The sequence below is a fragment of the Candidatus Electronema sp. PJ genome (assembly GCF_048287395.1).
GTDB lineage: Bacteria > Desulfobacterota > Desulfobulbia > Desulfobulbales > Desulfobulbaceae > Electronema.
In genome coordinates, this window is sequence record NZ_JBLWEO010000049.1 from 1 (window position 1) to 25,307 (window position 25,307).

Here is a 25,307-nt window from a genome sequence, read left to right on the forward strand (position 1 = left end):
GCTGGAAAGTTGAACGGCTTTTCGCCTGGCTTCAAAACTTCAGGCGGCTGGTTGTTCGATATGACCGACATGCTGACAATTTTTTGGCTTTTTTACTGCTCGCCTGTTCAATTATTCTGCTCCGTTTTTTGAGATAGGTTGCATGACCGTGAGGTACTCATGTACATGATCGTTGGACACTCATGAGCATGGATGTCTGGGATTCATGAGCAGCAGCTTTTCTTGACAACAGCATGGGGGAGATAGAATTTGCATTCTGAATGTTGCAGCAACGAAGAATAAAGCAAAACCCCGGTCTCTGTTTGCAGAAACATGCAAGCAGAGGCCGGGGTTCTTTCCTGCTTTCCTGTTTGCGCAGCTCAGGCCCTGATCTTCGCATCCTTCTGCTTGCGCAGGCGGATGCTCTTGGGTGTGATTTCCACTAGCTCATCGTCGTTAATATAGGCGATGCAGTCTTCCAAACTCATAGTGCGCGGCGGGGTAAGGATAACCGCCTCATCCGTGCCAGAAGCACGCATGTTGGTCAGCTTCTTGCCTTTGGCTGGATTGACCACCATGTCTTCGCCCCGGCTGTTCTCGCCAATGATCTGCCCGACATAGAGCGGCTCGCCAGGCCCGATAAACAGGGTGGCCCGCTCCTGCAGATTGAACAAGGCGTAGGCCACGCTGACGCAGTTCTCCTTAACGATCAACACCCCATTCTGGCGGTTCTGTATCTCGCCCGCGTATGGCCCCCATTCAGCAAAGACGTAGTTCATCACGCCCATGCCCCGCGTGTCGGTCATGAATTGGGAGCGATAGCCCAACAAGCCACGGGTGGGCACTTTGAAGATCATGCGTGACATGCCGTTATGCACTTTCATGTCGCTCATCACGCCTTTGAGCCGACCCAGCTTATCAATCACCGCGCCCTGGTACTTCTCATCTACATCCACGGTCAGCGACTCATAAGGCTCCAAGGTCTTTCCTCCCTCTTCCCGCATGATGACATGGGGACGGGTGACTTGGAACTCATAGCCTTCACGCCGCATCTTTTCAATTAAGATCGACAGATGCAACTCACCACGGCCTGAAACCCGGAAGCCAACGCCTTCGGTGAGCGGTTCGGTATGCAAGGCCACGTCAGCCAAGGTTTCCCGGTTCAGACGTTCCTCAATATGACGCGAGGTGACAAACTTGCCGTCCTGCCCAGCGAACGGGGAATCGTTGGGGATGAAGTGCATCGAGATGGTTGGCGGATCAATCTCAATCAACGGCAGGGGCTTGGGGTTGTCAGGATCAGTGAACGTCACACCAACGGTGACATCATCCATGCCGGCGATGGCCACGATATCACCGGTGTCTGCGCTTTCGACCGGCACTTTCTCGCTGCCGACAAAGGCAAATATCTTGCTGATTCGCACTGGTTTGATCGAGCCATCGCGACGAGCCACAGCGATGCTGTCATTCAGGCGCAGGGTGCCATTGACTAATCTGCCGATACCCAACCTGCCAAGGTAGAGCGAATAATCAATGGTGTTAATTTGCAGCTGAAGCGGAGCCTTGGGATCACCGGAAGGCGGTGGCACATGCTTGATGATCATCTCTGAGATGAGGTCCATACCTTGACCCGGCACGAGCGGCTCTTTGTGATCAGCGACCATGCAGGCCTGCTTGGCAGAACCATAGATCACCGGGAAATCAAGGGTGCTGTCCGGTGCTTCCAGGCGGACAAGGAGGTCGAAAACCTCATCCACGGCCCACTCGCAGCGGGCTGCCTCTTTATCTATTTTGTTAATAAGGACAAGAATGGGCAACTTGGCAGCCAAAGCCTTCTTCACGACAAAGAAGGTCTGCGGCATCGGGCCTTCCTGGGCATCAACCAGCAGCACCACGCCGTCCGCCATGCGCAGGACGCGCTCTACCTGGCCGCCGAAATCCGCATGGCCGGGCGTGTCAATGATGTTGATCTTGTAGTCTTTATACATGTAGGAGCCGTTCTTCGAGGCGATGGTGATGCCTCGCTCCCGCTCCAGGTCCATCGAATCCATCATCCGCTCTGCCACCTGCTGGTTTTCGCGGAACATGCCGCTCTGGTGAAAGAGTTTATCAACAAGTGTGGTCTTACCGTGGTCAACGTGGGCAATGATGGCCACGTTTCTGATCTTGCTCTGATCCATTACTACTCTACAGCTCCTCTATAAAAATGAAAAAAGGCGCAGCACTGCGCCCGGCATTGGTGCAAAAAAGGCAGACTGTACAGCAGGAAGAACAAAAAGACAAGGGGATTGGTGGAAAAGGCGGTTTTGGGGAGAAAATATGAGCAGGTTCGTCAGAAGCCTCTTCAGGGATAAAACGTGCTGTCGAGTATTTGTTCCAACGTATAAGGGCAAGTGGCTGGCAATATAGATTCATCCACACCGATTTGCCTGACGATGCTATCAACCGCATAGCTGTACGCCCGTTCAGAACACGTTGGTAGATGTGCTTGCAAGCTGGGGCTATCGCTTAAACACTCTGCAATTCTTCTACGTTGTTCTCGCACAGTGAGTTTCCAGCCGCGTTCATTCTGCGCCAGTAATACATGGAGATAATTCAGCTTGAGTAGATGCGCTATCAATACCTCCAACCTACTTTGCAGCTCTCTCTTTTCGCTTGCACCCACGCTCTCAATTTCCTCGGCCAAGTGTTCAAAATCAAGCTGATCAGTACAACGTTCACGCAAGAGCTGGGCATTGCGCATGGCCCAAGCGTACATATCTGTTTCGTAGAGGCTGGCTGTGGTCATGTGTTCTCTCATTTGGCTGTTTATTTGCTCAATCCACCCTAAAACGGCGCTAAACCCTTGTCAAGAAAAATCCAGCCGCTTTCAACCGCAGATAGCCCCCTTCACCCCACCAGCACAGGCACCGAAAAGGTATTAGGCAAGGAGGCAATCTCCTACCGTAATAGGAGTCACCCTCCTATTACGGTAGCAGGCACACTCCTATTATAATAGGAGGGACGTTCCTATTAGGGTACGTTTTGCAGGAGAACGCAGGAAGGCTCTGGCCAGTGTTCTGGTTCAGCGCAGCAGGCCGATAAAGCAAAAAAGCAAGAGGGAAAAACTGGTGAATTTGCGGAGAGACACTGGAGCGCAGTTAGCGGAAAACCTGCACTGACGCAGCTTGTTACTGGTGGGCGAGGTGGGATTCGAACCCGCGACCTTTGGCTTCGGAGGCCAACACTCTATCCATCTGAGCTACCCGCCCGTGGGGTGAAAGGACGCTTTTTGCTACGACTATAGCGTCCAGGCAGGCAATATAGTATTATTCAAACAAGTCTGCAAACAAAAAACTGCGTCGAGCAGGGATTCTCTTCCTGCTGCCGCTGCCTTCGCCCCAACTTTCTGATCCCAGATGGTCAAAAAAAGATTGCTCGAACTCGCGTTAGTGGTTCTTTTTCTGCTCCTGGCGAGCCTCGCCCTTTGGTTTATTGATGCCGACCGCCTGATTTTTGCTTGGGTGCCCCGCGATCTCTCCATTGCCGCTGTGCTGCCTGCCTCAAGCTGGGCCTGGCCGCAGGGGAATCTTTTTCCCTGGAATATCCTGTATCAGTGGGCAGCAGTACCCGCAGTACTCATTGCCGCCATTGCCTTTATCTTCTTACTGACAGGCTTTGTTAAACAGCAATATACGCCATTACGCAAGCAGGCGGTGTTTGTTCTTCTTTGCATTATTCTTGGCCCTGGCCTGATCATCAATGTACTCCTGAAGGAGCAGTTCGGGCGCGCCCGACCGAGAGAGATTGTTGAATTTGGTGGTACGCATCAATTTACCCAGTTCTGGCAGCCAGGCGAGGCAGGAACAAATAGCTCTTTTCCCTCTGGTCATGCGGCCATCGCTTTTGCGGTAATGATGCCCTGGTTTGTCCTTCGGGAACGGCGACGAAAAGTAGCGGCAGGTTTTCTGGTCTTAGGGGTGCTTTTTGGCTCGTTAGTTGGAGTCGCCCGCATTCTGCAAGGGGGACATTTTCCCAGCGATATCCTTTGGGCAGGCGGCTTGCTTTATCTTCTCGGCGGAATTTTGGCACTGCTTATGGGGATCGACATCAGATATAAAGAAAAACAGATGAAACCGCAGCGAAGACAGCATATAATCAGCAGCAAGCTGTCATCATCAATCCCTTCCTCTGCTGAGGAGACCACGCAATGAAAACAGGTTTTCAATGGGCTGCGGGCGTTCTGCTCTTCTGGACGCTGCTTGTGTTGCCGTCGGCTAACAGCCTGGCCGCTGACAACGAGGAATCCGCCAAGCTGCTCCACTTTCTGGAGACAGAATACACGCCATCCACGCCGCTCCTGCCAGCGGGTGCGACCGTGAAGGAAGGCTTATTCGAGCCAGGCGAGGGCCAGCCAGTCGGAGCTGTGCAGCTTGTCAAAGGTGCGGTGCTTGTTCTGCACAAGGACAACAACAAGACTGCCTTTAAGCTGCAAAAGGACTCCCCGCTCTTCCCTGGCGACACGCTGATCACCGAGAAAGGCAGCCGGGTTACGCTGCTCATGCAGGACAACAGCGTTCTCACCCTCACTGCTCAGTCTAAGCTGGTGCTTGACAGGGCAGTATATAATCCTGATCAAGGCCGTCGTGATACCAAATTGCAACTCCTGTTGGGCCGGATGCGGGCAATAGTTTCCAAGCTGGCTGGAAAGACTTCTTTCACGGTTAAAACGCCGACAGCGTTGGCTGGAGTGCGCGGCACTGACTTTGCCTTGGCAGTTGCTCCTGCACCAGAAGCTCCCTCGCAGCTCATGACGGCAGTCTTAACAGGAGGGGGCCGTTCCTTCGTCGAAGTTACCAGCCCAACAGGCGGCGCAGGCACTGTTCTTTGTCCCCAGTCGGTGCTCAGGGCAGATGAGGGAGGAAAGATCGGTAAGCCGATCAGAGTCTGCTGGCGGGCTGGAAAGTTGATGCGACGAGTCGCACCGGAAATCGGGCTGAATTGCAATTTCTTCTACACACCAAAAAAATGAAGCTGCCAGCTGCCGGGATCTTGGTCTGTTTTCTCCTGCTCTGCTCGCCATCCGCAGGCCGAGCTACTGCGCTCCAGCTTTCCGAACAGGAGTTGCTCGATTTCTTTAAAACCGAAACTGTGTTGCCCGAATCTGCTGATGCAGCTCAGGGACGTGCGCAGGGACGAGGTGCTGAAGCAGGAAAAGTGCAGGTTATGCAGGGAACCATGCTGGTCATTCCGCAAGGTGGCTCTGGAGCCTACCAACTCCAGCAGTGCCTGCCATCGGTGCCGGTTTATAACGGCGACACGCTGATCACAGCCAAAGATACTCGAGCCAAGCTCTTGATGAAGGACAAAAGCATCCTGATCCTGGCAGCCCAGTCAAAAATGGTGATCGACCAAGCGGCGTACAGCTCTGATGAAGACCACCGCGATACCCAGCTCCAGCTCCTGCTGGGCAAGCTGCGCGCAGTTGTCTCCAAAATGACAGGCGACAGCTCGTTCCGCATCAAAACCCCGACAGCAGTAGCCGGAGTCCGAGGCACGGATTTTGCGCTCGCAGTCGGGCCTTCGCCGCATTCATCGACCTCGCTGATGACCGCCTTGGTGACTGGCGGCGGTAATTCAACCGTGGTGCTAACCGGTACAGCAGGCGGCGCAGTCACTGTTGGCCCAATGTCCGCAGCCAGCGCAGCAGCAGACCAGCAGGCCTCTCCATCCTTCCAGCTCGGCCAAACAGCCTGGCATGTTCTGCACAGGATCGCCCCGGAATTTGACCAGGCTGCGGCCTGGCAGCAGGCGTTCCTTAAGCATGAGGAGCAGTGTGGCCTGAACTGGGCAGTCAAGAATGCCCTGGCCAAAGGCGCAGCTCCAGTAGAAATTCTCGCCTTCATTGTGAGCAAGGAAAACAAATTGAAAATTCGGCCTGGCCTAAAGGCCTTGTATTGCGCTGGGACAGACCGGAAGCTCGTACAAAACGCAGCAGATATGCTCGGCATTGCCGGAGCAGAGACAAGTCGGGCCTATGAAGAGAGCAACTCGGAGTGCAGTTCAGGCTTCACATGGTGACATCGTTGCCCGGCCTAGCCCGGTTGCAAACACTTTGCGGCAGCAGGCTACAGCTGCTTTCTACAGCTTGGAAAAAATGCAGCGCAGGCCATTTGCTGCATCTTGTTGGCGGAACGGTTTCGCTTGCTCTGACCGGTCTTGCCCTTTGGAATCCGTCTCTGCTCAATGATCTGCGTCTCAAGTCCTTTGATTTGCTCATCGAGCAGATGCCCGCGCCGCTGGCTGATCCGCCCGTAGTGATTGTTGATATCGACTCGAAAAGTCTCGCCGAAATCGGCCAGTGGCCCTGGCCGCGCAACCGGACAGCCCAGTTGATCAACAAAATTGCTGCTGCCAAACCAGCGGTTATTGGTCTGGATATCGTCTTTGCCGAACCAGACCGGACCTCACCAAGCCGTCTCGTTGATGTCGAAGAGAAAAACATGCCTGCGGCAGTGCAGAACTATTTGCACAGCCTGACCGACCATGATCAGCTTTTAGCCGGAGTCTTAACCGCCAGCCCAGTGCCAGTTGTTGTCGGTCATCTTTTCATCAACCAGGGATCTGCTGCCGCTGATGTCGCCCCCAAGAAGAGTGGCAGCTTTGTCCTGCGAGGTCAGTATCCTGCTTCCTTCCTGCACCGCTTCAACACTGTGGATGTCAATCTCCCAGAGATTGAACAAGCCGCTCAAGGCAGCGGTTTTTTCAATATCGTGCCAGACGAAGATGCTATCTCCCGCCGTCTGCCCCTGCTGATCAACTCCAAGGAAGAACTATACCCCAGTCTGGTGCTGGCCATGCTCCAAGCCGCAGCAGGTGGCAAACCTGTTATCGTTGAAAGCAACGATAACGGGGTGCGGACAGTACAAGTCGGCCAGCACCGGATACCCACAACCATGCGGGGGGAGATGCTGGTCAATTTCAGCGGGCGGCCCTATGACGATGATGCGCTCCAGAAGTCCGAGAAATTTCCGAGACGGAATAGATCCTCGTTGAAGAGGCTGTTGAAATACAGCACCTCTTTCTTCCAGAAGCTGCAACATTGGTTCCCCTTCCTGCACTGTCCAAGTTCCTTCAAAGCAAAACCTGGTAAGTTGCGCTACATCTCTGCTGCTGACATCTTGAAGAAGCATGACAATCCCCAAGAGGCTGAACAGCAAGCAGCTGCGTTGCGGAAACTCCTGGAGAAAACCTATGTCATAGTTGGAACCTCGGCCTTTGGACTTTTTGATCTGATCGCCGTACCAGTAAGCGAGGTCTTTCCCGGTGTAGAGTTCCACGGCCAAGCCCTCAACACCATCCTGACCGGCAGCTTTCTTGATCGGCCCGAATGGGTCAAAGGCCTGGAGGTTATCCAGCTTTGCGGCATTGGCCTCCTGCTGACTTTTCTCCTGCCCAGGGCTGGAGCCGCAGGTGGCCTGCTCATTGCCTTTGGCCTAGTTGCTGGCAGCCTGGTCTTCTCCCTGTGGAATTTCCGTTGGAACCATCTGTTGGTTGATATGGTCACGCCAACTGCCGCAACAGGTCTGCTCTACACCGTGCTGACCTCTTTCAACTATTTTGCCGAGGAGCGGAAAAGCTTCCGGCTCCGCTCCGCCTTTGCCCAATATCTGGCCCCGGAAGTGGTAGATGAACTGGTCAAGAATCAGGACAGCTTAGTTCTCAGCGGCGAGGAGCGTGAGTTGAGCATCCTTTTCTCTGACATCCGCAGCTTCACCAGTATGGCGGAAAAGATGCGGCCAGATGCCCTCTGCGCCTTTCTCAACGAATACCTAACCCCAATGACCGCAGCCATCATGAACCGGCGGGGCACAGTGGATAAATTCATCGGTGATGCGGTGATGGCTTTCTGGAATGCACCGATGGCCACCTCGAACCATGTCCGTCATGCCTGCGAAAGTGCCCTAGCTATGTTGAGCGAGTTGGAGACGCTCAACCATTCCTGGCTGAAGCGGGGCCTACCCAACATCCGCATCGGCATTGGTATTCATTGCGGCACAGCCCGGGTGGGTAACATGGGGTCGCAACAGCGTTTTGCCTACACCGTCATCGGTGATACCGTCAATCTCGCCTCTCGTTTAGAGGGACTGACCAAATATTACGGTGCTGACATCTTAGTCAGCGGGGCAGTCTATGAGGCAGTGGAGATAGGTCATTTTGAATTCCGCCGAGTGGACACTGTGCGGGTGGTCGGTAAAAGCGAACCTGTGGCCGTTTATCAGTTACTCGGCAAACACAAGCTCGCAGACCACTACGGCGAGAAAGTCGAGGAAATGCGTTTGTATGACGAGGCGTTTTCCCTGTACTACAATGCCGTTGATGCCGCTGATTTTCAGGCTGCTGGCCAGCTGTTTCAACAGCTGGCCGCGCACCAGCCAGAAGACAAGCTCTACAAACTGTACGAAGAACGCTGCCGTCAGCTGGCCGAAAATCCCCCCTCGCATTGGGACGGCATCACAGATATGCGGAGCAAGTAGGCCCTTCCACTCCTTCGGTACCTTCCAGAAGATAAGAAGTAGAAGGGCAAAGCACTGGAGAGGTATGTGCAGCCACTTCTCCAGAAGAGATCAAACTAGAATGCTCTTTCTTAGTGTAACGTACCAAGCTGTACCTTATTAATAGGAATATTGCCGTTTGTTGCAACGGCATCGCAGCTAATCCCATCAAACTGTACATAGGTATCGTTATCACTATTACGAAACGCATTCAGCAACGTATCATGCAGGTTACGATAGTTTGCTATGTCCTGCGCCTTAACTCCTGAAATGACGCTGAACCAACGCAGTTTTGCGTCTTGATCATCACCGCAGGTGCCAATAATTGAAAAACGTATTCTAGACTGATAGCTCGTCCCCACTTTTAATGCAGGGGTTGTACCTACAAAATGAATTCTTCCAATAGTTGTTGCAGCCATTGCTGTACTACTCATCAATGATAAAAATAACCCGCCTAACAATATAGCCTTTTTCATGTTAACCTCATGGGTTGTTAAGAATAAATAATCGTAACCTCATTTCGAGGTTACGCAATGAGTAGCAAAGAGGTAAACGATCTCAAACTTGACTTTGTAGGTACCGATATGCGAAAAAGGAGCTTTTGTCAAAAGGAAAAAGCTCAGAATGGAAAAAATGTTGCGTACACTTCCTGCGTTTGCGAGATAACATCACAAGAAATTGCGAGATCAGCTCACAAAGACTGTGAGCTGAGAAGAGAGGCTGGAAGGAATGCGGCTGCCGCGCTCAGTGAGAGAAAGGCTCTAATTATTTCCCCTCCGCAATCATGCGGATGATGTCTGATTTGCCGATCACCCCGACGAGCTGCTCGTTTTCATCCAGCACTGGCAGAGTATGTACCTTTTTCTCCGCCATCAAGGTCGCCACTTCTTCCATCGGGGTGTTTTGCTGCACCGTCACAGGCTTGCTGGTTTGAATGTCTGCCACCGTGGTTCCGGCAATCTTTTTCATCTCCCGTTCCATCACGTCTGGGTCTTCAAGAAAGAAAAAGGCATCTAAGATCGCCAGAGCTGTGGGGATGTGCACTTTCTTATTTTGAAAGATCAGATCGCTTTCTGTGACCACGCCAATCACTTTGCCCATGCCATCAACCACTGGTGCGCCGCTGATCCGGTTTTCTGAGAGAATGCGGGCCAGTTCACGCACGGCAGTATCGGGTGTCACGGCAATGACATTGGTGGTCATCAGGTCTTTTGCTATCAACATGCTGTTCCTCTTGTTCCCAAAGAAGGGTAAGAGCAGGTTTCTCTGCCTGCCTTTGTTGTTTTATTTCTGCTGGAGAGTGCTGATCGCCCAAGGCAGGGCTGCGGCCAATTCTCCTGCGGTGAAACCGTGCTGCTGCTTCTGAGCCAGCAAGTCCGCAGCAAGTCCGTGGAGGAAAACGCCAATGGCAGCCGCCTCCCAAGGGATATAGCCCTGGGCCAACAAGCCACCAATGAAGCCAGCCAGCACATCACCGGTGCCGCCAACGGCTAGACCGTTGTTGCCACTGCTGTTGACTGCCCAGCCACCTTTGCTGGAGCAGATTACGGTGCCTGCGCCTTTCAATACCGTGATGATTTCGTGGCCATCGCGGATTTCTGCCTCGGCCAACCAGTCGGCGGCTTTGAGCCGATCAGCCTGAATCTCGGTTGTCCGCAGCCCAGTCAATCTGGCCATCTCGCCAGGATGCGGGGTAAGCAGGCGCGGCCCAGCGGCATCGGCAATCGAGAGCGTGTTCTGCGCTAATAAGTTGAGCGCATCGGCATCAAGCACGATGGGCAGATGAACCCGGCGGTGCAACCGCAACACCAGCTCGCCGGTCTCTGGGGCGAGGCCGATACCAGGGCCGATAACCAAGGCATCCTTGTCTGCCAGCAAGTTTGTGATCTGTTCATAATCCGCTGCGGACAGATAACTGTCTGAGCCAGGCAAAGGCACCGTCATTACTTCGGGCAGAGCTGTGGCAAAAATCGGGTTGAGTGCTTTTGGCACGGCCAATGTCACCAAACCACAGCCGCTGCGCAAGGCAGCTTTGGCTGCCAAGAGGGCTGCACCGGTTTTACCTTCAGAACCAGCGAGAATCAGTAGATGCCCAAAGCTGCCTTTGTGAGCTGCCTTGGCTCTTGGGCGGAGCAAAGCGGCAATACCCCGCTGCTCAAGCAATTGACCAGGCAATTTTGCCGCTGCAACTAGCTGCTCTGGGATGCCAATGTCTGCCACTTTCAGTTTGCCGACCGCTGCGCCGCCATGCAGGTACTGCCCTGGCTTGGCCAGGCCGTAAGTCACGGTTAAATCCGCCTCAACAGAGCAGCCAAGCGGCATTCCGGTCTGGGCAGAGAGGCCAGAGGGAATATCAACCGCCACAACAGGCCAGTGCTGCTGCTGGGCAAGCTCGTTGATCAAGCGCACCACAGCGGCAAAGCAGCCTTCGAGCTTGCGACTCAGGCCGATGCCGAACAGAGCATCCACCAGACTGTGCACAGGCTGCGTAAAATGGAGCTGCCGGATTTTGTCGAGGAGCTGCGGCAGCTCTGCTTCTTGGCGAATGATGTAATGGGTAAGCCAGAGTTTGGCGCAAATGCCTGCATTGACAGCGGCATCGCCGCGCAGCTGTTCTGGCTCGATGAGAAAGACCAGTAAAGGCACACCGCCTCGCTGGAGAACATGGCGGGCTATCACCAAACCGTCGCCACCGTTGTTGCCTGGCCCGATAAACAGGCAAACACTCTTGCCGAGCACCGGGCCAAACTGTGCTTCCATCTGATCAAGGGTTGCCCGGCCCGCGTTCTCCATCAGCACCAGGCCAGGAATGCCCAGCTCCTCCATCGCAGCCCGGTCAAGGGACTGCATCTGCTCTGGGGTGGCGAGTTTCATGATTGCTGCCTACGCCGCTGGGATTTTTGGCTTGCTGCTACGGGTGATTTCGCTGGTGCGGGTGCCGCCTGCCATCTCGTACTGGCTGCTGTCTTTGCCGTACTTTACGCCAACCCCGGCCAACATCCGGCTGGATAGGCTGCGCAGCTTTTTTTCTGCGGCTTTGAAGTAGTTGCCCAAGGCATCAGCCTGCGCAAGTTGGCCATTATAGGCATCAAGGGCGGCTTGCACCTCTGCAATCTCGTTTGCAAGGGTGGCAACCGTGAGATCATTGCCCAAATCCAGGTTCGAGTCAATCGCCTTCAGATTGGCAGCGCGTTGCTGCGCTTGAGCGATGACTTGCGAGCTTTTCCGTTTGAATGCCATGAGCTATCCCTCCTGAAAAATGAGTTTTCCCTTGTGGCAAGGGAGGCGGCAGACGTGTAGAAGCAGTTTTCACACGTCTGAATGCTCTATTCAAACATATAAATGCTGCTTTTGCACGTCCGAAATCTCTATGCAAACGTTTGTCAGGAGATTTTCAACGAGTGAATGCTCCGTTTAGACATGTAAATACTCTGTTCGCTCGTTTGAATACTGATCTTGTATGTCCGAAAGCTCTATACAGACGTTCGCTAGGAGCTTTTCAACGAGTAAATGCTCCGTTCACTCGTCTGAATGCTGCTTTTGTACGTCCGAAATCTATATGCAAACGTTTGTCAGGAGATTTTCAAGGTGTGAATGCTCCATTCAGACATGTAAATGCTCTGTTCACTCGTCTGAATGCTGCTTTTGCACGTCTAAAAGCTCCTGACGGACAAACACCACCGGCTAGGGAACCTGTGCAGGCAAATTTCAGGGAAGGGAATTCGCTTTTGTCTCGCTGCGGCGTTGCAGCGGTTTGATCCGCCTGCCTGCTTTCTTCTCTTCTTCTTTGAAGAAAGCATATATTTTGGCCATGTCGCCTTTAAAACGTTCGGATATTTCGTCTCGTGCTTGGCGGATATCGGCGATAATGGAATCTGGTTTCATGGTTCTGTGGTGCTAAATCAGTTGCCGCTCCATCCACTCGTTTGCAAGGAGCTTTTACTCGTTGCAAACCTACTGCGCGATCTCTGAACGCTTGCCTGCCTATTTTGCTTCTCAGCAGCATTGCGCTGCGGCACAGACGGCCTGGCGGATAAGCTGCCACGGAATGCCTTCATAGAGTCTGCCATCCAGCTCGATGGCCCGACACTGCGTTGCTTCGCTGCCCAGCATTTCGCAGCAAGACTGGCAATGACTCTGGCGCAGGGTTGCATGGGGCAGAAGCTGCTCAAGCGGCTTACCATTGATCAGAATCAGGTTGGATTCCTCCATCCGCTGTGCAGGCAGCTTGGTTTCCTGGAAACGCAGCTCCCAGCCTTTTGGCTGGCATTCTTCGGCAAGTTCTGTTACCGCCTTTTGCAGGGCCGCGCCGGTCTCTGAACAGCGGATACAGGTGTTGCCTTCTTGGTCAAAATGTCTCCACTCGATTTCTAGGACGTGCATTTTTCTTTCCGGTTCATTTATCTCAGAGCGCAGGCAGCATACGCGGTTGGGAAAACAGTAACTCTGCGGCGAAAAGAGGTCTCCGCCGCATCAGACCTGCCACAGGAGGTTTCAGCAAGGGTTCAGACCGAGGCCAAAAAGGTGCGGGTAGTTTCTTTAGCGCGACGATTGCTGCCAAGTGCCATCAATGAGAATTTCGTGCGGGCGAAAATCTGCCTTGTACTGCATCCCCTTGAGTCGCTTGATCCAGTATCCGAGATACAGCGTGCAGATACCATGCCGACGGCAGAAATCAATCAAATACAGAATGTTTAGGGTGCCGGGACTCCGCTTGGCCTGATCTGGATCAAAGTAGAAATAGACGGCATTGAGCCATTGATCCGAGCAATCCACAACGGCCACCCCGAGCAGTTTGTTGTCCTCGGTGCGATAGCGGATTTCAAAGCACTTAGTCATGGAAGTGATGAAAAAACCGCTGTAGTAACTTTCCGCATCTGCCCTGCCACCGGGGAAACGGGCCTTCAAGAAGCGTTCGAGGAGGGCGAGATTCTCGTCAGACATGGTTACAGGGGCCAAACCAACCGCGACATCGTGGTTTTTCTTCCAGACTCGCTGTTGACTCCGGTTAGGCTGGAACTGTTGCGGGTTCAGGCGGATAGGAACGCATTCGTTACAGCCTGGACAGCGCATGGAATACATGCAATTGCCGTTGCGACGATAACCATTTTCAAAAAATAGGCCGACAGTGGAGTCTGTTAAGGAGCCAAACACGGCTTGATGATAAACAGCCTTGTGCGGCTGCTCGTAAGGGCAACGGGCAGCGATGTCAGCGAAATACTGCTCCAGATTTTTCCCGATGCGCTGCTTATCCACGTGCTGCTGCTTGATCCGGCTTCCTGGCATGGAATTCGGCAAAGTTGAATGCATCATTCAAGCTACCTCCTGGCGTAAGCCAATCCGCTGGGAAAAGAAGCAGCCCAGCCATCAGCCGGAGCATATTCTTTTTTGTCAAAATTCCAATTCGTTAAGCTGCCAAGCGCAATCTCCATGATCTTTCCTGATATTGATTGACTTTTCTGCATAGGCGTAGCCCAGCAGTATTTGTAGTCATTTTACCAAGTTTTGCCGCAATGTCACGGAAATTGGCTGCTTAAGAGCCAGAGAAAACAACTCGAGAGCCGATTGAAGATACCGACAAGGGAACGACTGCTGCTGGGGAAGAAAGATCACGAACAGATCCTGCGCAGCATCTTTCCCCATCTCAGATCAGGAAAGATACTGCCCGAGTAGTGCTCGCGTTCCTTATTTTTTGCTATAGACGATCTGCTTGGAGCCGTTCTCGCAGCTGCCCACAACTTTGCCCGCAGCCTTGCCTCTGGCGGCAACTGTCAGTTCATAGTTCTTCACACCCTTAGCAGCCAGCTTGCCAGCAATCTCGGTCTTCAGCTCTTCGCAGGATTTGATGGTCAAATCAGACTCCACCTGAATCATCTTGACCGCTACCACAGGCACCGGCTTTTCATCGCCTTGCGGTACAGGCAGGGCCACCGTAACCTGCGGTCGATCCTGCCCCAACTTTTCAGGCAGCGCGACAACCTGATTCTGGGCAGGCTTGGCTCCTGGTTTGAAATAGACGATCTTCTTGGACCCGTCCTCGCAGCGGCCTACAACCTTGCCAGCCTCGCCAGCATCAGTGGCAATAGCCAGTTCATAGCCCTTTACCCCCTTGCTGTCCAACTTGGCAGCAATCTCAGCCCGCAGCTCCTCGCAAGGTTTGACAGCCGCAGCAGCTTGGCCAAAGCCAAACAACACCGCAGATAGAAAAAAAACAAAGTGTTTCATAAGCACAACTCTCCTTGTCAGCGACAGGCGATATTTAGATAAGGCGAAACAGATCACCGTGTTTTGTAATTCAGTATGATATACAGTCCCATCCCTACTGTAAAGGTGAGATTGGGGAGCAACGAAGTGTCAATGCTGCCGCCACCGGCCTCAACGGTGTAGGAAGCAGCATACACGTCGCCGAACAGGGTTACAATGAAGGCACTGATGAGAATAACCACTCGGAAGGCGATGTCAATGTGCTTGCTCAAACACCAGCTGAAATACCACGCCACAGCAATGCCAACTGACCACGGGATCAAGATGGAAAACACAGCCATTTTAATGGGATTGGTCACAGAAACTGAGGCCATCATCATTGCAGGGATAGAAAGCCCCAAGGCTCTCGCCCCGAAATAGATTAAAAAGCCCGTCATGGCCGAGATAATCAAAATAACCTTCTCAAACATCTTCTCTTCTTTATGAACCGCGTAGCCGATATAGGCTATCAGCCCCATGATCCCAAAAAGAATCATGATGTGCGTGATGATATTCAAGAGAAACACCATAGCGTGGCCCTTTGGTTAGAGGAAAATACAATGTCCGGCGAAACCATCTGTGCAGAGGCTGGAGGCCGGTCTTTCTTCTTTCAACTCTATCAAACAGTCAATAGCCATACAACAGTAGGAGTGTCAAGCGTAAATTACTGAAGCGAGAAAAAATATTTGCAGCCACTTTGCGGTCAATCTCTACCGCTGGCGCGTACTCAAGGCAGAAGGCAGGCACGAAAAGAAGCCCTGCGAGCTAGCCAGGCGGTTGCTTGGGCTTTTTCCCCTCCTGATCCTGGCCACGTGCAACAAACATATCCTTGGCAGATTCATCAACACGCTCAAGCCAAGCATACCTTCAAATCTTGATTTTCTCTCCTAAAAATTTTGGTTTCGTCTGCAAGATCTTTACATCCAGCACACACATGGCTTTGGATAACACCTCGCGCAAGCGTGTTTTCAAACCACCATAGACATCGACATCACGGGCATTATAACCGTACAATTCTATGCCGTAGGCTCGGCCAATATATACGGCTCTGGTGTTGTGAAACTTCTGCGAGATGACAATACCGTGCTGTTGGCCAAAGATTTCCTTGAAACGGAGGATGGAATCCAGGGTTCTGAAGCCAGCATAGTCGCAGATCACATCTGCTTCCTGTACTCCGGCCTTGATCAGATCGCGTTTCATGGTCATTGGCTCGTTGTATTGCTGCGTTCGGTTGTCGCCTGAGACAATGATCTTTTTGCATTTCCCGCTTTTGTAAACTTCTACGGCGGCGATAATTCTATATTGATAATACAGATTCCGCCTGCCTCCTCGCAACCATTTTGAGGTGCCAAGAAGAATGGCGCAGTATGCTGGCCGCAGTTCACTGAGGTTGTCAAAGGTATATTGCGCGGAACTGCTGATTATGAGATTGGCAGAAACAATTAAAGTAGCAGTCAAAATGGAAAAAATGAGCAAGACAACAAGTAGTTTTCGTTTCATCTGCATTTTTCAGGAGGGTAGCACCACCGTCCGGTTATATTTCATCACGCCACCACACTGCTCTGGCAGAAAAGCCAAGATCGCAGGCTGGTCGGTCTCATCCAAACCAAGGGCAGCCAGGGCGGATTCAGAGAGTTCGAGAAAGACAGCCTGTTTCAGGAACTCCAGTCGCGAGCGAACCGTGAACAAGCCCTCTACGCTTTGGGGTAGTTCGCGGCGCAGGCGGTCGCGCAGCTCTGGTTGTGAGCTTGTTGCCAAGTTGTCTGGCAAAGAACGCTGACCGCAGCGCAGCCAGTCGTAGCGCAGCAGCTCCAGCACGAGCGCACCATCTTTACGCTGCTGGGCCAGTTGCACCAACAGGCTGTTCATCAGGGCCTGAGTGTGCGCGAGGCGGAAGAAGTCATGTTCGCGGCAGATTTCAAGCAAGGCCTGGAAAAAACAACTCGGTTCCTCGTTGCTCCGCAGAAGATACGGCCACAGAGAACGGAAGAAGCGGCTGTTGTAAAAGGCTTCCCCACATTCGCAGAACTCGTACAGCTCCCTGAGTTGCTGATGCTCTAACCAGCGTGTGGCCAGCACTTCATACGGTGGCTCGCTGCAATACACTAAGCCGAATTCTCCTGCCCGCGCCTGCATCTCAGTGTCTGGCAGCACTTTGAGTAGGCCAAGTTGGATGTAATGGGGTACGCAGCGAAAGACTCGGTTGAAAGAGGCACGGAAGCTCTCTGCTGTTTCAAAGGGGAGGCCGAGAATCAAATCCGCATGAATATGAATGGTGTCAAAGGCAACCAGGCGGCGGATGTTCGCCTCAGCCTGCGCAAGATTCATGCGGCGCTTAACCGCAGCCAAAGTCTCCTCGTTACAGCTTTGCAGGCCAATCTCAAACTGAAAGAGATCGCAGGGCACCTGTTTGAGCAGGGTAAACATCTCTTCAGTGAAGCGATCAGGGGCGATCTCAAAATGAAAACGAACTCCATCCGCCTCCTTGAGGAGAAATTCCCACAGCGTAAGGGCGCGTTCTGGGTTGTCGTTGAAGGTGCGGTCAACCAGCTTGATGATCATGGGTTTGGCAGCAATTAGACCGCGCAGCTCCTCCTTAACCAGGTCGAGCGGCTTATGCCGAACTCCCTTGGATAGCGAAGAAAGGCAGTAGGAGCAGGAAAAAGGGCAGCCGCGTGAGGATTCATAATAGACCTGGCGGTTGCGCAGGAGGCTGGAAAAATCTTCCTGTCGGTAAGGCGAGGGAAAATGGTGCGTTGTTTCTGCTTGATAGTCAGGCTTCAGAGTTCCAGCTTGGAGATCAAGGAAAAACTCTTCGTTTGCCCCTTCGATTTCTCCCCTAAAGATCGTGCCAAGGCCTTGCAAAGCAGCGGCCTGCGGGCCGCCAAGAATGATGGGCAAGTCGGGCAAAAGCCGGGCCAGATCAGTCACTAGGCGGCGGATATAGGCATGATTCCAGATATAAACCGAGAACAGTACGGCCTTGGCAGGTTGGCTGCTAATCCGCAGCAAGGTGGCGTAATAGGGGTCGTTGAGGGTGAATTGGCTGAGGAGAACCAGTTCATCCGGCAAACGACGTTCGAGTTCGGCGCGGAGGCAGAATTGCGCCAAGCAGGAATGGGAGTAGCGGCAGTTGAGGCTGATCAGGTGGAGCATGGTTGTCCAGCGGTTGAATTTCCCACAGAGTTAACTCAATCTGACCAGAATTGCAACGAGCAGGAACAGTTCGCCGAAATAAAACATCGTCATTGGAGCGGCAACTTGGTATATTTTCTTCTTTCAAACTTGGACTCGCTGGCCTGTTGAAAACTTGTTAACAACCTGTTGATAACTTGTTAGCAAGTGGTCAACCAATCTGAGCGGGTCTAACTTTTCAACAAAAGAACTCCCAAGTTATCAACAGGGCAATTCTTGGTAAACCAGCGGGTTGCATCTGTTATCAACAAATCAACAGCCCCAATATCAATAAGTTTTTTCTATATAAAAGGAGTATCTATTATGCCGTTCCATTTCAACATCGCCAAGAAAGACCTTTTAGAGGCGGTGAGTGCCCAGCAGAACATCACGAACAAGAAAGGCACGCTGGCCATCCTTTCCAACGTGCTACTGGAAGTGCGAAGCAACGAGGTGGTCTTCACTGGTACGGACTTGGAGGTCAGTTTGCGCCAGACCGTCATGGCTGAAGTCTTTGAAGAGGGCACCTTAACCTTGCCAGCCAAGAAGCTCTTCGAATTGGCCCGAGAATCCGGCTCTGAAACGATCAATTTTAAGGAAGAGGAGAAGCATTGGGTGCGAATCAGCGCAGGCAGCAGCACCTATCGCCTGGCTGGCATGGTGAGCGAGGAGTTTCCCCAGTTTGAATACTACAACGAACAGGCCTTGGCAGATGTGGAGAGCGAGGTGCTCTGCGATTTAATCGACAAGACCATCTTCTCTATCGCCCCTGAGCGGGAGAACATGTTCAACCTCACCGCTGCCTTGCTCCAGAAGCGGGAAGAAGAGGGCAAAACTGTGCTGCGCATGGTTACGTCTGACGGCCACCGCCTAAGCATCATGAATCGGGAAGCAGCAGGCTTGGCTGGCCTGGATTTCGGGCAATCAATCCTGATTCCCCGCCGGGGTGTGCAGCAAATGCGCAAGTTCTGCGAGGAGTTGGATATCTGCCGGATCGGTGTAGATCAGAAAAAACTGGTTTTGGAGAGCGAGCATTCGGTGCTGATCATCCGCTTGATGGAAGGCGATTTCCCGGATTTTGAGAACATCCTCCGCTCACTGCCTGCTGACAACAGCATGTTCATCAACAAGAACCTTTTCCTCGAATCGCTGAAGCGGATCAATCTTTTTACCGAAGATATGTTCCATGCCATTCGCTTTGAGGCCAAAGGCAACCGCCTCATTCTTACTTCCGAGAACGCAGACTTTGGTTCAGCGCGGGATGAGATTGAAATCACCTACAGCGGCAATGATCTCTGCATGGGTTTCAATTGTCGCTATTTCATGGAGGCTCTTTCCGTACTTGAAGGCGATGCAGTTTCTGCCGCAGTCAGCTCGGATGAAAGCCCCTGCCTGATCAGTTCAGCCGCAGACCAGGGCTTTCTTGGTATTGTCATGCCGATGAAACTGAGCAACTCGCCGTCCATTGCCTGATGTTCCAGCAGTATCCTGTCCTGGATTCCACCAGCAGCCTTGCCCTGGACTTAGCCCAGCAGGGAGCAGAGCAAGGCACGGTGGTGCAGGCCGATCAGCAGACTGGCGGACGCGGACGCGGCGGGCGGTCATTCGCCTCGCCGCTCGGTGGCTTGTATTTTTCCCTGATTGTCCGACCTGCGTTGGAGCCTGGCGATTTTCCCCTCCTCACGTTAGCTGCTGGAGTCGGACTCAGCAGAGGTATCAAGCAGGCAACAGGCGTGCAGGTGCAGCTCAAATGGCCGAACGACCTCTATGTTGCTGACCGAAAACTCGGCGGCATTCTCACGGAAAGCGGGCCGCTGCGAGGTGGGTTGCCAGAATTTGTGGTGATCGGGGTGGGCATCAATGTGGCTACCCTACCTGAGCAGTTTCCGCTGGATTTACGCGGCAGGATCATCAGTCTTGCCGAATTAGGCGTGGCATACCACCCTATTGATCTGCTGCCACCTTTGTGCGAGGCCCTGCTCGTCGCTGTTAAGCAACTCCAGCAGGATAAAGCCGCCGTGCTGGCCGAATGGCGGCAGCGGGATTATCTCCTTGGCAGGCCGCTGGAATATTACCACGAGGGCCAAGTGCTCTCAGCCATCGGGGCAGGGCTTGCCGAGGACGGGCGATATCTTGTCCTTGACCAGCAACAGGTTGAACACCGAGTGACAGCAGGTGATCTCAACCCGATCAAGGTAGCCGCCTTGCGGCCAAACGAGCAGTAAGTATCAAGTAAAAAGTACAAAATTTTACCAAAGGAGAAATCATGGCTTTTTTTCTGCCGCTGCCTTCTGGCAGTCAATTAGTGACAACTTTTACAATTCCTGATGTAAGAACAAAAAGTTCTCTGGCTGAACCAGGGGAAATGGAACTCTTTCATGAAAAAATAAAGCGATGTTCAAGGGAATTTAAGCCAAGGAAAAATTATCAATACATCGTCTGCGTCAGAGTATCCTGCACCAATCAGCGAGGCTGCCCTCTTTCTGATGCAGAACATGTTACCACGTCAATTGTCTATGCGCTCTTCCCTGATTGCGATTCGATAAATATAGTCAAAGGAGTACAGACCGAGGCCGAGATGACTGCCAAAACTGTCTCTGACGAGAAAACAGAAGTATTTATTTATGCTGTCTAGGATATCGATTCTGGTTGTTCCAGTTGAAAACGACCCGATCTTTCAGCTCGGCAGCCAACCCATTGAGGATGAGGTAGAAGATGCCTCTGTCAACCACGATGCCTATCTTGTTGAGGAGCATATCATTCCAGAAAATAGCCCATGCCACCTCTGCAACTAACTCTGCATAAAGCAAAACACCGCTCCATTCCTCATGCTCTCTCCTGCTGATCTTCAGAAACGCTCTTTCCTGCTTCAGGCGGTGCGCAGCTTCTTTGCTGGCCGCCAATATCTCGAAGTTGACACCCCTATCCGCTTGCCGGTGTTGATTCCAGAGGCCTACATCCAGCCGCTGCTCTCTGGAGACCGCTTTTTGCAAACCTCGCCAGAGCTGTGCATGAAACGGCTGCTCGCCAGAGGCTGTTCCCAGCTCTTCCAAATCTGCCGCTGCTTCCGCAAAGAAGAACGCGGGCGGCTGCATTTGGAGGAATTTGCCATGCTGGAGTGGTATCAGGTCGGCTGGACCTATGCTGAGTTGATGGCAGAATGTGAGGCCTTGATACGCCAGCTGGCCCAGGCCTGCGCAGACCAGGGCTGGCTGGCTTTGCCCGCTTGGGCAGCGCAAGCAGAGCCTTGGCAGCGGCTGACTGTCGAAGAGGCCTTTCTCCGCTTTGCTGGGCAGTCAGCTGCCCAGGCTGTGGCTAAAGGCAGCTTTGATGTGCTGCTGGTGGAAAAGTTGGAGCCGGAGCTGGCCCAGCTTGGCGCGGTGTTTCTCTGCGATTACCCCTTGGAATTAGCCGCGTTGGCCCGGCCCAAGCAGGAAAATCCGGCGGTGGCCGAGCGCGTTGAGCTGTATATCAACGGGATTGAGTTGGCCAACGGCTTTTCTGAGCTGACCGACAGCCAGGCGCAACGACAGCGCTTCAGCGCAGAGCTAGTTAAAGCGGAGTTAAATCCCAATCTCATGCCAGAGAAATTCCTCCGCGACCTAGCGCAATTACCTGAATGCGCTGGCATTGCCCTGGGACTTGATCGCCTGTTGATGATACTGCTTGGGCGGCACAGTCTCGCCGAGGTGCTGCCCTTTGCGGACGAAGATTTGTAAGCAGCAAAGGAGTTTTGTTGAACCAAACTCCTTTGCCAGCAGGATTTACATGTCTGAATGCTCTGTTTACTCGTTTGAATAGAGCTTTTGGATATACGAAACCAGCATTCATACGTTTGTTAGGAGCTTCTGGATGTCCAAAACCAGTATTCACTCGTTTGCTAGGAGATTTTGCACGTTGCCAAGTTGCATTCAGACGAGTAAATGGAGGATTTGGATGTCCAGAACCAGCATTCACTCGTTTGTTAGGAGCTTTTGCACGTTAGCAAGCTGCATTTAGACGAGTGAATGCAGCATTTACATGTCTGAATGCTCCGTTTACTCGTTTGAACAGAGCATTCACTCGTCTGTTAGGAGCTTTTACACGTTGCCAAGCTGGTCTGGAACAAGCCAATCCACCTCCTTGATAACCTGACCAGCTTGCTCTTGTTTTGCGCCTCGTTACATATAGGAGTAGCCTACCGGAGAATCGTCTTGCTTCTTGGCAATAAGCGCGTTGGTCACGGTATCATAGAGTTGTTGCGCCCCGCTATAGCCGAGATGCAGGATGCGTTGGCCGCCAACCCGATCATGAACGGGAAAACCTACCCGGATAAGCGGGATATGCAGCTTGCGGGCGAGCGGATAGCCCTTGGAATGGCCGACGAGCAGGTCTGGCTCCAGGCTTTCCATAATCTCCGCGATGTCAAAGAAGTCCGCGCCTTCATGCACCTGCGGCTGTTCAGCCAGAATGTGGCCAGTTACGTCAGCAATGGCTGCGGCCAGCTTGCCTGACGTGCCACCAGAGGCGCAAAGTACCGGCACAACGCCGATCTCCGCCAAGAAAGCGGTTAGACCTACCACCAAATCCTCCTCGCCATAGACAATGGCCTTTTTGCCAAAGACGTACTTGTGGCCATCCACGTAGGCATCAACGAGCCGACCCCGCTCCTTGCGGTATTTCTCCGGCACTGGCAGATCACTCAATTGGGAAAGGAGCGAAAAGAAGCGGTCGCTTTCTTCAATGCCGATAGGCAGGCCGAGCCGGTGCTGACTGATCTTGAAACGTTCCTTCAGGTGCAAGCCGCCGCTCTTTTCATTGCTGAGAGTGCGGCCCAATTCGATGCTGGCGCGACTGCGGCCCATTGCAGCAATCGCGGCGAGGGGTGTGCCGCCCGCCTGAATCTTTTCATATTCCAACAAAGCCTGGCCATCCATAGTCTCAGCGAGATCAGGCAGCATGGTGCAGTGGAGGCCGAAGTCCGCCATGATTTCTTTGAGCAGGCGATAATCTGCTGAGGAGACAAAACCGGGGAGGAGGTTGATGGTTTCGGTTCTTGGCCCGCCGTGTGCCAGTTGTTCGACTACTGCCTGCACTGCGCCGTGGAAGCCTTCCATGTGGGTGCCGGAATAACTGGGTGTAGAGACGTGGACAAACTCTGGCAGTCCCTCTGAGCCTTCGGTGTCCTTGGCATACTCCTTGAGATAGCGGGCAACATCGTCGCCAATGGTCTCAGTCAAGCAAGTGGTGGCGATGCCAATCAAGGCCGGGCGATATTTCATCGCTACGTTGCTCAGGCCTAACTTGAGATTGGGGCCGCCACCGTAAACGGCGTTCTTTTCCGACAAAGAGGACGAGGCGATATCGATTGGCTCGTTGTAGTGACTGATGATGTAGCGACGCATATAGGTAGCGCAGCCCTGTGAACCGTGCAGATAGGGGACTGCACTTTCAATGCCCTTGAAGACCAAGCAAGCACCGAGGGGACGACAGAGCTTGCAGGCGTTGGTGGTGGAGATGTAGTTAGGATGTGGCTTAGTCATGGTTGCTCCTGGCGAATGGGGATCTCTTCCTCTTCCTTGCAAGAGCTGTGCCAAGCTGGGGTTTGTTTCTTATATCGATTTTTCAATGCGTTGATTGCTTGTGGAGCCAGGGTGCTTCTTCCTTATCACATACAAAAAAGAATGCAAGTCGCATTTTTGCAATTTTTAACACCTTGCTGTCGGTCGGTCTAAATTTTTCAACATTGCTTTGTATCTTTTCACTTGCAAGCAAGGACTAAAATGTTATATAAGGAAACATAGGAACAAAAAATTAAACCGATTCACAAATTGGAGGAGTCGTGCAATGAAGAAACAGGTACTCACAGCGTTATGTCTGGCATCAATTATGATGACAGCGGCTAACGCTACGGATAAGAAGAAAGATAAAGATGATGGTGGTCAAGATAATCTCTGCGAAACATCATTCGCGTTTGGTGATCGCGATGGTGACGGGCTTCTTGATATCAATCTCGGCGATAGAGAGCTAAATGATCTTCCTAAGATCATCGCAAACCGCTGGGGATGGCAGCTTGCTGTAGGTAACAACGATGATTTTGTTGTTCCTGTATATGCAGGTGCTGGTCAAAATGATATTAGCAAAGGAACCCATGTTGGTTCATTAGCTGTCAAGCGTACAGATGGAAAGCTCTCTATAGTCTTCGAAATGAAGAAAGGGTTTTCTTTAAAAGAAGCCCATTTGTATGCAGCAGATGTTGACGTTCCGACTTCAGCACCAGGACAGTATGGCAACAAAACCAAAGGTAAAATTACAAACATTGGTAATGGTGCTTACGAAATAAATCTAAACAGTACTATTGCGCTTGCCGACACTATATATCTCGTTGCCCATGCGGTTGTATGTGCAGATCCAAAGGGTAGCGAAGACAAGTGCTGTACTGACTGCCCGGCAGGACCTACTGGCCCAACAGGCCCTGAAGGAGCCAAAGGTCCGACTGGCGACAAGGGTGAAACAGGTGATCGCGGCCCAACAGGTCCTACTGGTAAACAAGGCCCGGATGGCAAGCCTGGAGTAGATGGGAATCCTGGTGCTGATGGCAAAGATGGTCTTCCTGGGCCTGACGGTAAGCCAGGCGCACCTGGAGTAGATGGTAAAGATGGTTTACCTGGTGCTGACGGCAAAGATGGTCTTCCTGGGCCAGATGGTAAGCCAGGCGCACCTGGAGCAGATGGTAAAGATGGTTTACCAGGTGCTGACGGCAAAGATGGTCTTCCTGGGCCAGATGGCAAGCCTGGCGACAAAGGTGAAACCGGTGATCAAGGCCCAGTAGGTGAGCAAGGTGCCAAGGGCGATACTGGTGACAAAGGCGAAACCGGCGACAAGGGTCTGACTGGCGATCAAGGTGCCAAGGGAGAGACTGGTGACAAAGGTCTAACTGGCGATCAAGGCCCGCAAGGTCTGATTGGCGACAAAGGCCCGGTAGGCCCAACTGGTAACAAGGGCGCAAAGGGTGATCGCGGCCCTGTAGGCCCGACTGGTAATCCAGGTGCTGATGGAGCTGATGGTGATCAAGGACAGCCCGGCGTTCAAGGCCCAGAGGGTAATCGTGGCCCAGTAGGCCCAACTGGTAATCCAGGTGCTGATGGCGATCAAGGCCCGCAAGGTCTGATTGGCGACAAAGGCCCGGTAGGTGATAAGGGCGCAACCGGCGATCAAGGCCCGCAAGGTCTGATTGGCGACAAAGGCCCAGTAGGTGATAAGGGCGCAACCGGCGATCAAGGCCCGCAAGGTCTGATTGGCGACAAAGGCCCAGTAGGTGATAAGGGCGCAACCGGCGATCAAGGCCCGCAAGGTCTGATTGGCGACAAAGGCCCGGTAGGTGATAAGGGCGCAACC

General features: G+C 52.7%; 23 protein-coding genes, 1 tRNA gene and 3 pseudogenes. 11 read left to right on the top strand and 16 right to left on the bottom strand.

Annotated elements, in window-relative coordinates; genetic code table 11:
- Nucleotides 1–137 (top strand): transposase (locus ACNKIB_RS08005; protein ID WP_417908837.1); only part of this gene is annotated, 137 nt, incomplete at its 5' end.
- A 222-nt stretch (nt 138–359) separates the two neighbouring features.
- Here ACNKIB_RS08005 and typA read toward each other — a convergent pair.
- The 3 genes from typA to ACNKIB_RS08020 form a co-directional block, all read right to left on the bottom strand.
- Nucleotides 360–2,159: a translational GTPase TypA gene (gene typA, locus ACNKIB_RS08010; protein ID WP_417910027.1), complete on the bottom strand. Its 1,800-nt coding sequence runs from the start codon at nt 2,157–2,159 to the stop codon at nt 360–362.
- Between the two features lie 164 nt (nt 2,160–2,323).
- Nucleotides 2,324–2,767: a DUF29 domain-containing protein gene (locus ACNKIB_RS08015; RefSeq protein WP_417910028.1), complete on the bottom strand. Its 444-nt coding sequence runs from the start codon at nt 2,765–2,767 to the stop codon at nt 2,324–2,326.
- Between the two features lie 386 nt (nt 2,768–3,153).
- Nucleotides 3,154–3,230 (bottom strand) — tRNA-Arg (locus ACNKIB_RS08020).
- A gap of 147 nt (nt 3,231–3,377) precedes the next feature.
- Between ACNKIB_RS08020 and ACNKIB_RS08025 the strand changes: the two genes are divergently transcribed.
- The 4 genes from ACNKIB_RS08025 to ACNKIB_RS08040 are packed head-to-tail and all read left to right on the top strand — an operon-like array spanning nt 3,378 to nt 8,495.
- Nucleotides 3,378–4,172 (top strand): phosphatase PAP2 family protein, encoded by a 795-nt coding sequence (locus ACNKIB_RS08025; RefSeq protein ID WP_417910029.1) that lies wholly within the window; start codon nt 3,378–3,380, stop codon nt 4,170–4,172.
- On the top strand, nt 4,169–4,990 hold the full coding sequence (locus tag ACNKIB_RS08030; RefSeq protein ID WP_417910030.1) for a FecR family protein: 822 nt from the start codon (nt 4,169–4,171) through the stop codon (nt 4,988–4,990). Before ACNKIB_RS08025 ends, ACNKIB_RS08030 begins: the two co-directional genes overlap by 4 nt.
- Complete coding sequence (locus tag ACNKIB_RS08035; RefSeq protein WP_417910031.1) at nt 4,987–6,039, top strand: FecR family protein; 1,053 nt, start codon at nt 4,987–4,989, stop codon at nt 6,037–6,039. The genes ACNKIB_RS08030 and ACNKIB_RS08035 overlap by 4 nt, the downstream gene beginning before the upstream one ends.
- Nucleotides 6,033–8,495: a CHASE2 domain-containing protein gene (locus tag ACNKIB_RS08040; protein ID WP_417910032.1), complete on the top strand. Its 2,463-nt coding sequence runs from the start codon at nt 6,033–6,035 to the stop codon at nt 8,493–8,495. Before ACNKIB_RS08035 ends, ACNKIB_RS08040 begins: the two co-directional genes overlap by 7 nt.
- Before the next feature lie 110 nt (nt 8,496–8,605).
- On the opposite strand, the gene ACNKIB_RS08045 is transcribed toward ACNKIB_RS08040, so the two are convergent.
- From ACNKIB_RS08045 to ACNKIB_RS08100, 12 genes and pseudogenes are all read right to left on the bottom strand, one after another.
- On the bottom strand, nt 8,606–8,989 hold the full coding sequence (locus ACNKIB_RS08045) for a hypothetical protein (protein ID WP_417910033.1): 384 nt from the start codon (nt 8,987–8,989) through the stop codon (nt 8,606–8,608).
- A gap of 289 nt (nt 8,990–9,278) precedes the next feature.
- A complete protein-coding gene (locus ACNKIB_RS08050; RefSeq protein WP_417910034.1) occupies nt 9,279–9,737 on the bottom strand; it encodes a CBS domain-containing protein in 459 nt (152 codons plus the stop codon).
- Between the two features lie 60 nt (nt 9,738–9,797).
- The gene (locus tag ACNKIB_RS08055) at nt 9,798–11,387 is read right to left on the bottom strand and encodes an NAD(P)H-hydrate dehydratase (protein WP_417910035.1); all 1,590 of its coding nucleotides are present in this window, start codon (nt 11,385–11,387) and stop codon (nt 9,798–9,800) included.
- Between the two features lie 9 nt (nt 11,388–11,396).
- Nucleotides 11,397–11,753 (bottom strand): hypothetical protein, encoded by a 357-nt coding sequence (locus ACNKIB_RS08060; RefSeq protein ID WP_417910036.1) that lies wholly within the window; start codon nt 11,751–11,753, stop codon nt 11,397–11,399.
- Between the two features lie 468 nt (nt 11,754–12,221).
- A complete protein-coding gene (locus ACNKIB_RS08065; protein ID WP_417910037.1) occupies nt 12,222–12,398 on the bottom strand; it encodes a hypothetical protein in 177 nt (58 codons plus the stop codon).
- A gap of 111 nt (nt 12,399–12,509) precedes the next feature.
- A complete protein-coding gene (locus tag ACNKIB_RS08070) occupies nt 12,510–12,896 on the bottom strand; it encodes a DUF2703 domain-containing protein (protein ID WP_417910038.1) in 387 nt (128 codons plus the stop codon).
- A 156-nt stretch (nt 12,897–13,052) separates the two neighbouring features.
- Nucleotides 13,053–13,826: an arginyltransferase gene (locus tag ACNKIB_RS08075; protein WP_417910039.1), complete on the bottom strand. Its 774-nt coding sequence runs from the start codon at nt 13,824–13,826 to the stop codon at nt 13,053–13,055.
- A 372-nt stretch (nt 13,827–14,198) separates the two neighbouring features.
- Nucleotides 14,199–14,357 (bottom strand): annotated as a pseudogene (locus ACNKIB_RS08080) (DUF1161 domain-containing protein); the annotation flags it as partial.
- A gap of 168 nt (nt 14,358–14,525) precedes the next feature.
- Nucleotides 14,526–14,738: pseudogene (locus tag ACNKIB_RS08085) on the bottom strand (DUF1161 domain-containing protein); the annotation flags it as partial.
- 53 nt (nt 14,739–14,791) lie between these two features.
- On the bottom strand, nt 14,792–15,274 hold the full coding sequence (locus tag ACNKIB_RS08090) for a hypothetical protein (protein ID WP_417910040.1): 483 nt from the start codon (nt 15,272–15,274) through the stop codon (nt 14,792–14,794).
- Between the two features lie 349 nt (nt 15,275–15,623).
- Nucleotides 15,624–16,262 (bottom strand): SanA/YdcF family protein, encoded by a 639-nt coding sequence (locus tag ACNKIB_RS08095; protein ID WP_417910041.1) that lies wholly within the window; start codon nt 16,260–16,262, stop codon nt 15,624–15,626.
- A gap of 3 nt (nt 16,263–16,265) precedes the next feature.
- Nucleotides 16,266–17,912, bottom strand: a complete 1,647-nt coding sequence (locus ACNKIB_RS08100; protein WP_417910042.1) for a DUF4080 domain-containing protein — start codon at nt 17,910–17,912, stop codon at nt 16,266–16,268.
- Between the two features lie 342 nt (nt 17,913–18,254).
- Here ACNKIB_RS08100 and dnaN point away from each other — a divergent pair, with 342 nt between their 5' ends.
- Genes dnaN through epmA form a run of 5 tightly spaced genes read left to right on the top strand, consistent with a single transcriptional unit; the run spans nt 18,255 to nt 21,649 of the window.
- A complete protein-coding gene (gene dnaN, locus ACNKIB_RS08105; RefSeq protein ID WP_417910043.1) occupies nt 18,255–19,403 on the top strand; it encodes a DNA polymerase III subunit beta in 1,149 nt (382 codons plus the stop codon).
- Nucleotides 19,403–20,155, top strand: coding sequence for a biotin--[acetyl-CoA-carboxylase] ligase (locus ACNKIB_RS08110; RefSeq protein ID WP_417910044.1), 753 nt, complete (start codon nt 19,403–19,405; stop codon nt 20,153–20,155). The genes dnaN and ACNKIB_RS08110 overlap by 1 nt, the downstream gene beginning before the upstream one ends.
- Before the next feature lie 41 nt (nt 20,156–20,196).
- On the top strand, nt 20,197–20,565 hold the full coding sequence (locus ACNKIB_RS08115; RefSeq protein WP_417910045.1) for a hypothetical protein: 369 nt from the start codon (nt 20,197–20,199) through the stop codon (nt 20,563–20,565).
- Entirely contained in the window at nt 20,555–20,725 is a 171-nt protein-coding gene (locus ACNKIB_RS08120; protein WP_417910046.1) for a hypothetical protein, read from the top strand. The genes ACNKIB_RS08115 and ACNKIB_RS08120 overlap by 11 nt, the downstream gene beginning before the upstream one ends.
- A 33-nt stretch (nt 20,726–20,758) precedes the next feature.
- Nucleotides 20,759–21,649: an EF-P lysine aminoacylase EpmA gene (gene epmA / locus ACNKIB_RS08125; protein ID WP_417910047.1), complete on the top strand. Its 891-nt coding sequence runs from the start codon at nt 20,759–20,761 to the stop codon at nt 21,647–21,649.
- Nucleotides 21,650–22,090: 441 nt separating this feature from the next.
- Here epmA and ACNKIB_RS08130 read toward each other — a convergent pair whose 3' ends face one another.
- Nucleotides 22,091–23,452, bottom strand: coding sequence for a nitrogenase component 1 (locus ACNKIB_RS08130; protein ID WP_417910048.1), 1,362 nt, complete (start codon nt 23,450–23,452; stop codon nt 22,091–22,093).
- A 304-nt stretch (nt 23,453–23,756) separates the two neighbouring features.
- On the opposite strand from ACNKIB_RS08130, the pseudogene ACNKIB_RS08135 reads away from it, so the two are divergent.
- Nucleotides 23,757–25,307 (top strand): annotated as a pseudogene (locus tag ACNKIB_RS08135) (hypothetical protein); the annotation flags it as partial.

Coding starts and splice junctions, on each gene's coding strand:
- ACNKIB_RS08110 (WP_417910044.1), top strand. CDS start 19,403: ATGTTCCAGCAGTATCCTGTCCTGGATTCCACCAGCAGCCTTGCCCTG.
- ACNKIB_RS08050 (WP_417910034.1), bottom strand. CDS start 9,737: ATGTTGATAGCAAAAGACCTGATGACCACCAATGTCATTGCCGTGACA.
- ACNKIB_RS08035 (WP_417910031.1), top strand. CDS start 4,987: ATGAAGCTGCCAGCTGCCGGGATCTTGGTCTGTTTTCTCCTGCTCTGC.
- ACNKIB_RS08100 (WP_417910042.1), bottom strand. CDS start 17,912: ATGCTCCACCTGATCAGCCTCAACTGCCGCTACTCCCATTCCTGCTTG.
- ACNKIB_RS08045 (WP_417910033.1), bottom strand. CDS start 8,989: ATGAAAAAGGCTATATTGTTAGGCGGGTTATTTTTATCATTGATGAGT.
- ACNKIB_RS08015 (WP_417910028.1), bottom strand. CDS start 2,767: ATGACCACAGCCAGCCTCTACGAAACAGATATGTACGCTTGGGCCATG.
- ACNKIB_RS08025 (WP_417910029.1), top strand. CDS start 3,378: ATGGTCAAAAAAAGATTGCTCGAACTCGCGTTAGTGGTTCTTTTTCTG.
- typA (WP_417910027.1), bottom strand. CDS start 2,159: ATGGATCAGAGCAAGATCAGAAACGTGGCCATCATTGCCCACGTTGAC.
- ACNKIB_RS08075 (WP_417910039.1), bottom strand. CDS start 13,826: ATGATGCATTCAACTTTGCCGAATTCCATGCCAGGAAGCCGGATCAAG.
- ACNKIB_RS08060 (WP_417910036.1), bottom strand. CDS start 11,753: ATGGCATTCAAACGGAAAAGCTCGCAAGTCATCGCTCAAGCGCAGCAA.
- ACNKIB_RS08115 (WP_417910045.1), top strand. CDS start 20,197: ATGGCTTTTTTTCTGCCGCTGCCTTCTGGCAGTCAATTAGTGACAACT.
- epmA (WP_417910047.1), top strand. CDS start 20,759: ATGCTCTCTCCTGCTGATCTTCAGAAACGCTCTTTCCTGCTTCAGGCG.
- dnaN (WP_417910043.1), top strand. CDS start 18,255: ATGCCGTTCCATTTCAACATCGCCAAGAAAGACCTTTTAGAGGCGGTG.
- ACNKIB_RS08040 (WP_417910032.1), top strand. CDS start 6,033: ATGGTGACATCGTTGCCCGGCCTAGCCCGGTTGCAAACACTTTGCGGC.
- ACNKIB_RS08055 (WP_417910035.1), bottom strand. CDS start 11,387: ATGAAACTCGCCACCCCAGAGCAGATGCAGTCCCTTGACCGGGCTGCG.
- ACNKIB_RS08070 (WP_417910038.1), bottom strand. CDS start 12,896: ATGCACGTCCTAGAAATCGAGTGGAGACATTTTGACCAAGAAGGCAAC.
- ACNKIB_RS08120 (WP_417910046.1), top strand. CDS start 20,555: ATGCTGTCTAGGATATCGATTCTGGTTGTTCCAGTTGAAAACGACCCG.
- ACNKIB_RS08130 (WP_417910048.1), bottom strand. CDS start 23,452: ATGACTAAGCCACATCCTAACTACATCTCCACCACCAACGCCTGCAAG.
- ACNKIB_RS08030 (WP_417910030.1), top strand. CDS start 4,169: ATGAAAACAGGTTTTCAATGGGCTGCGGGCGTTCTGCTCTTCTGGACG.
- ACNKIB_RS08065 (WP_417910037.1), bottom strand. CDS start 12,398: ATGAAACCAGATTCCATTATCGCCGATATCCGCCAAGCACGAGACGAA.
- ACNKIB_RS08095 (WP_417910041.1), bottom strand. CDS start 16,262: ATGCAGATGAAACGAAAACTACTTGTTGTCTTGCTCATTTTTTCCATT.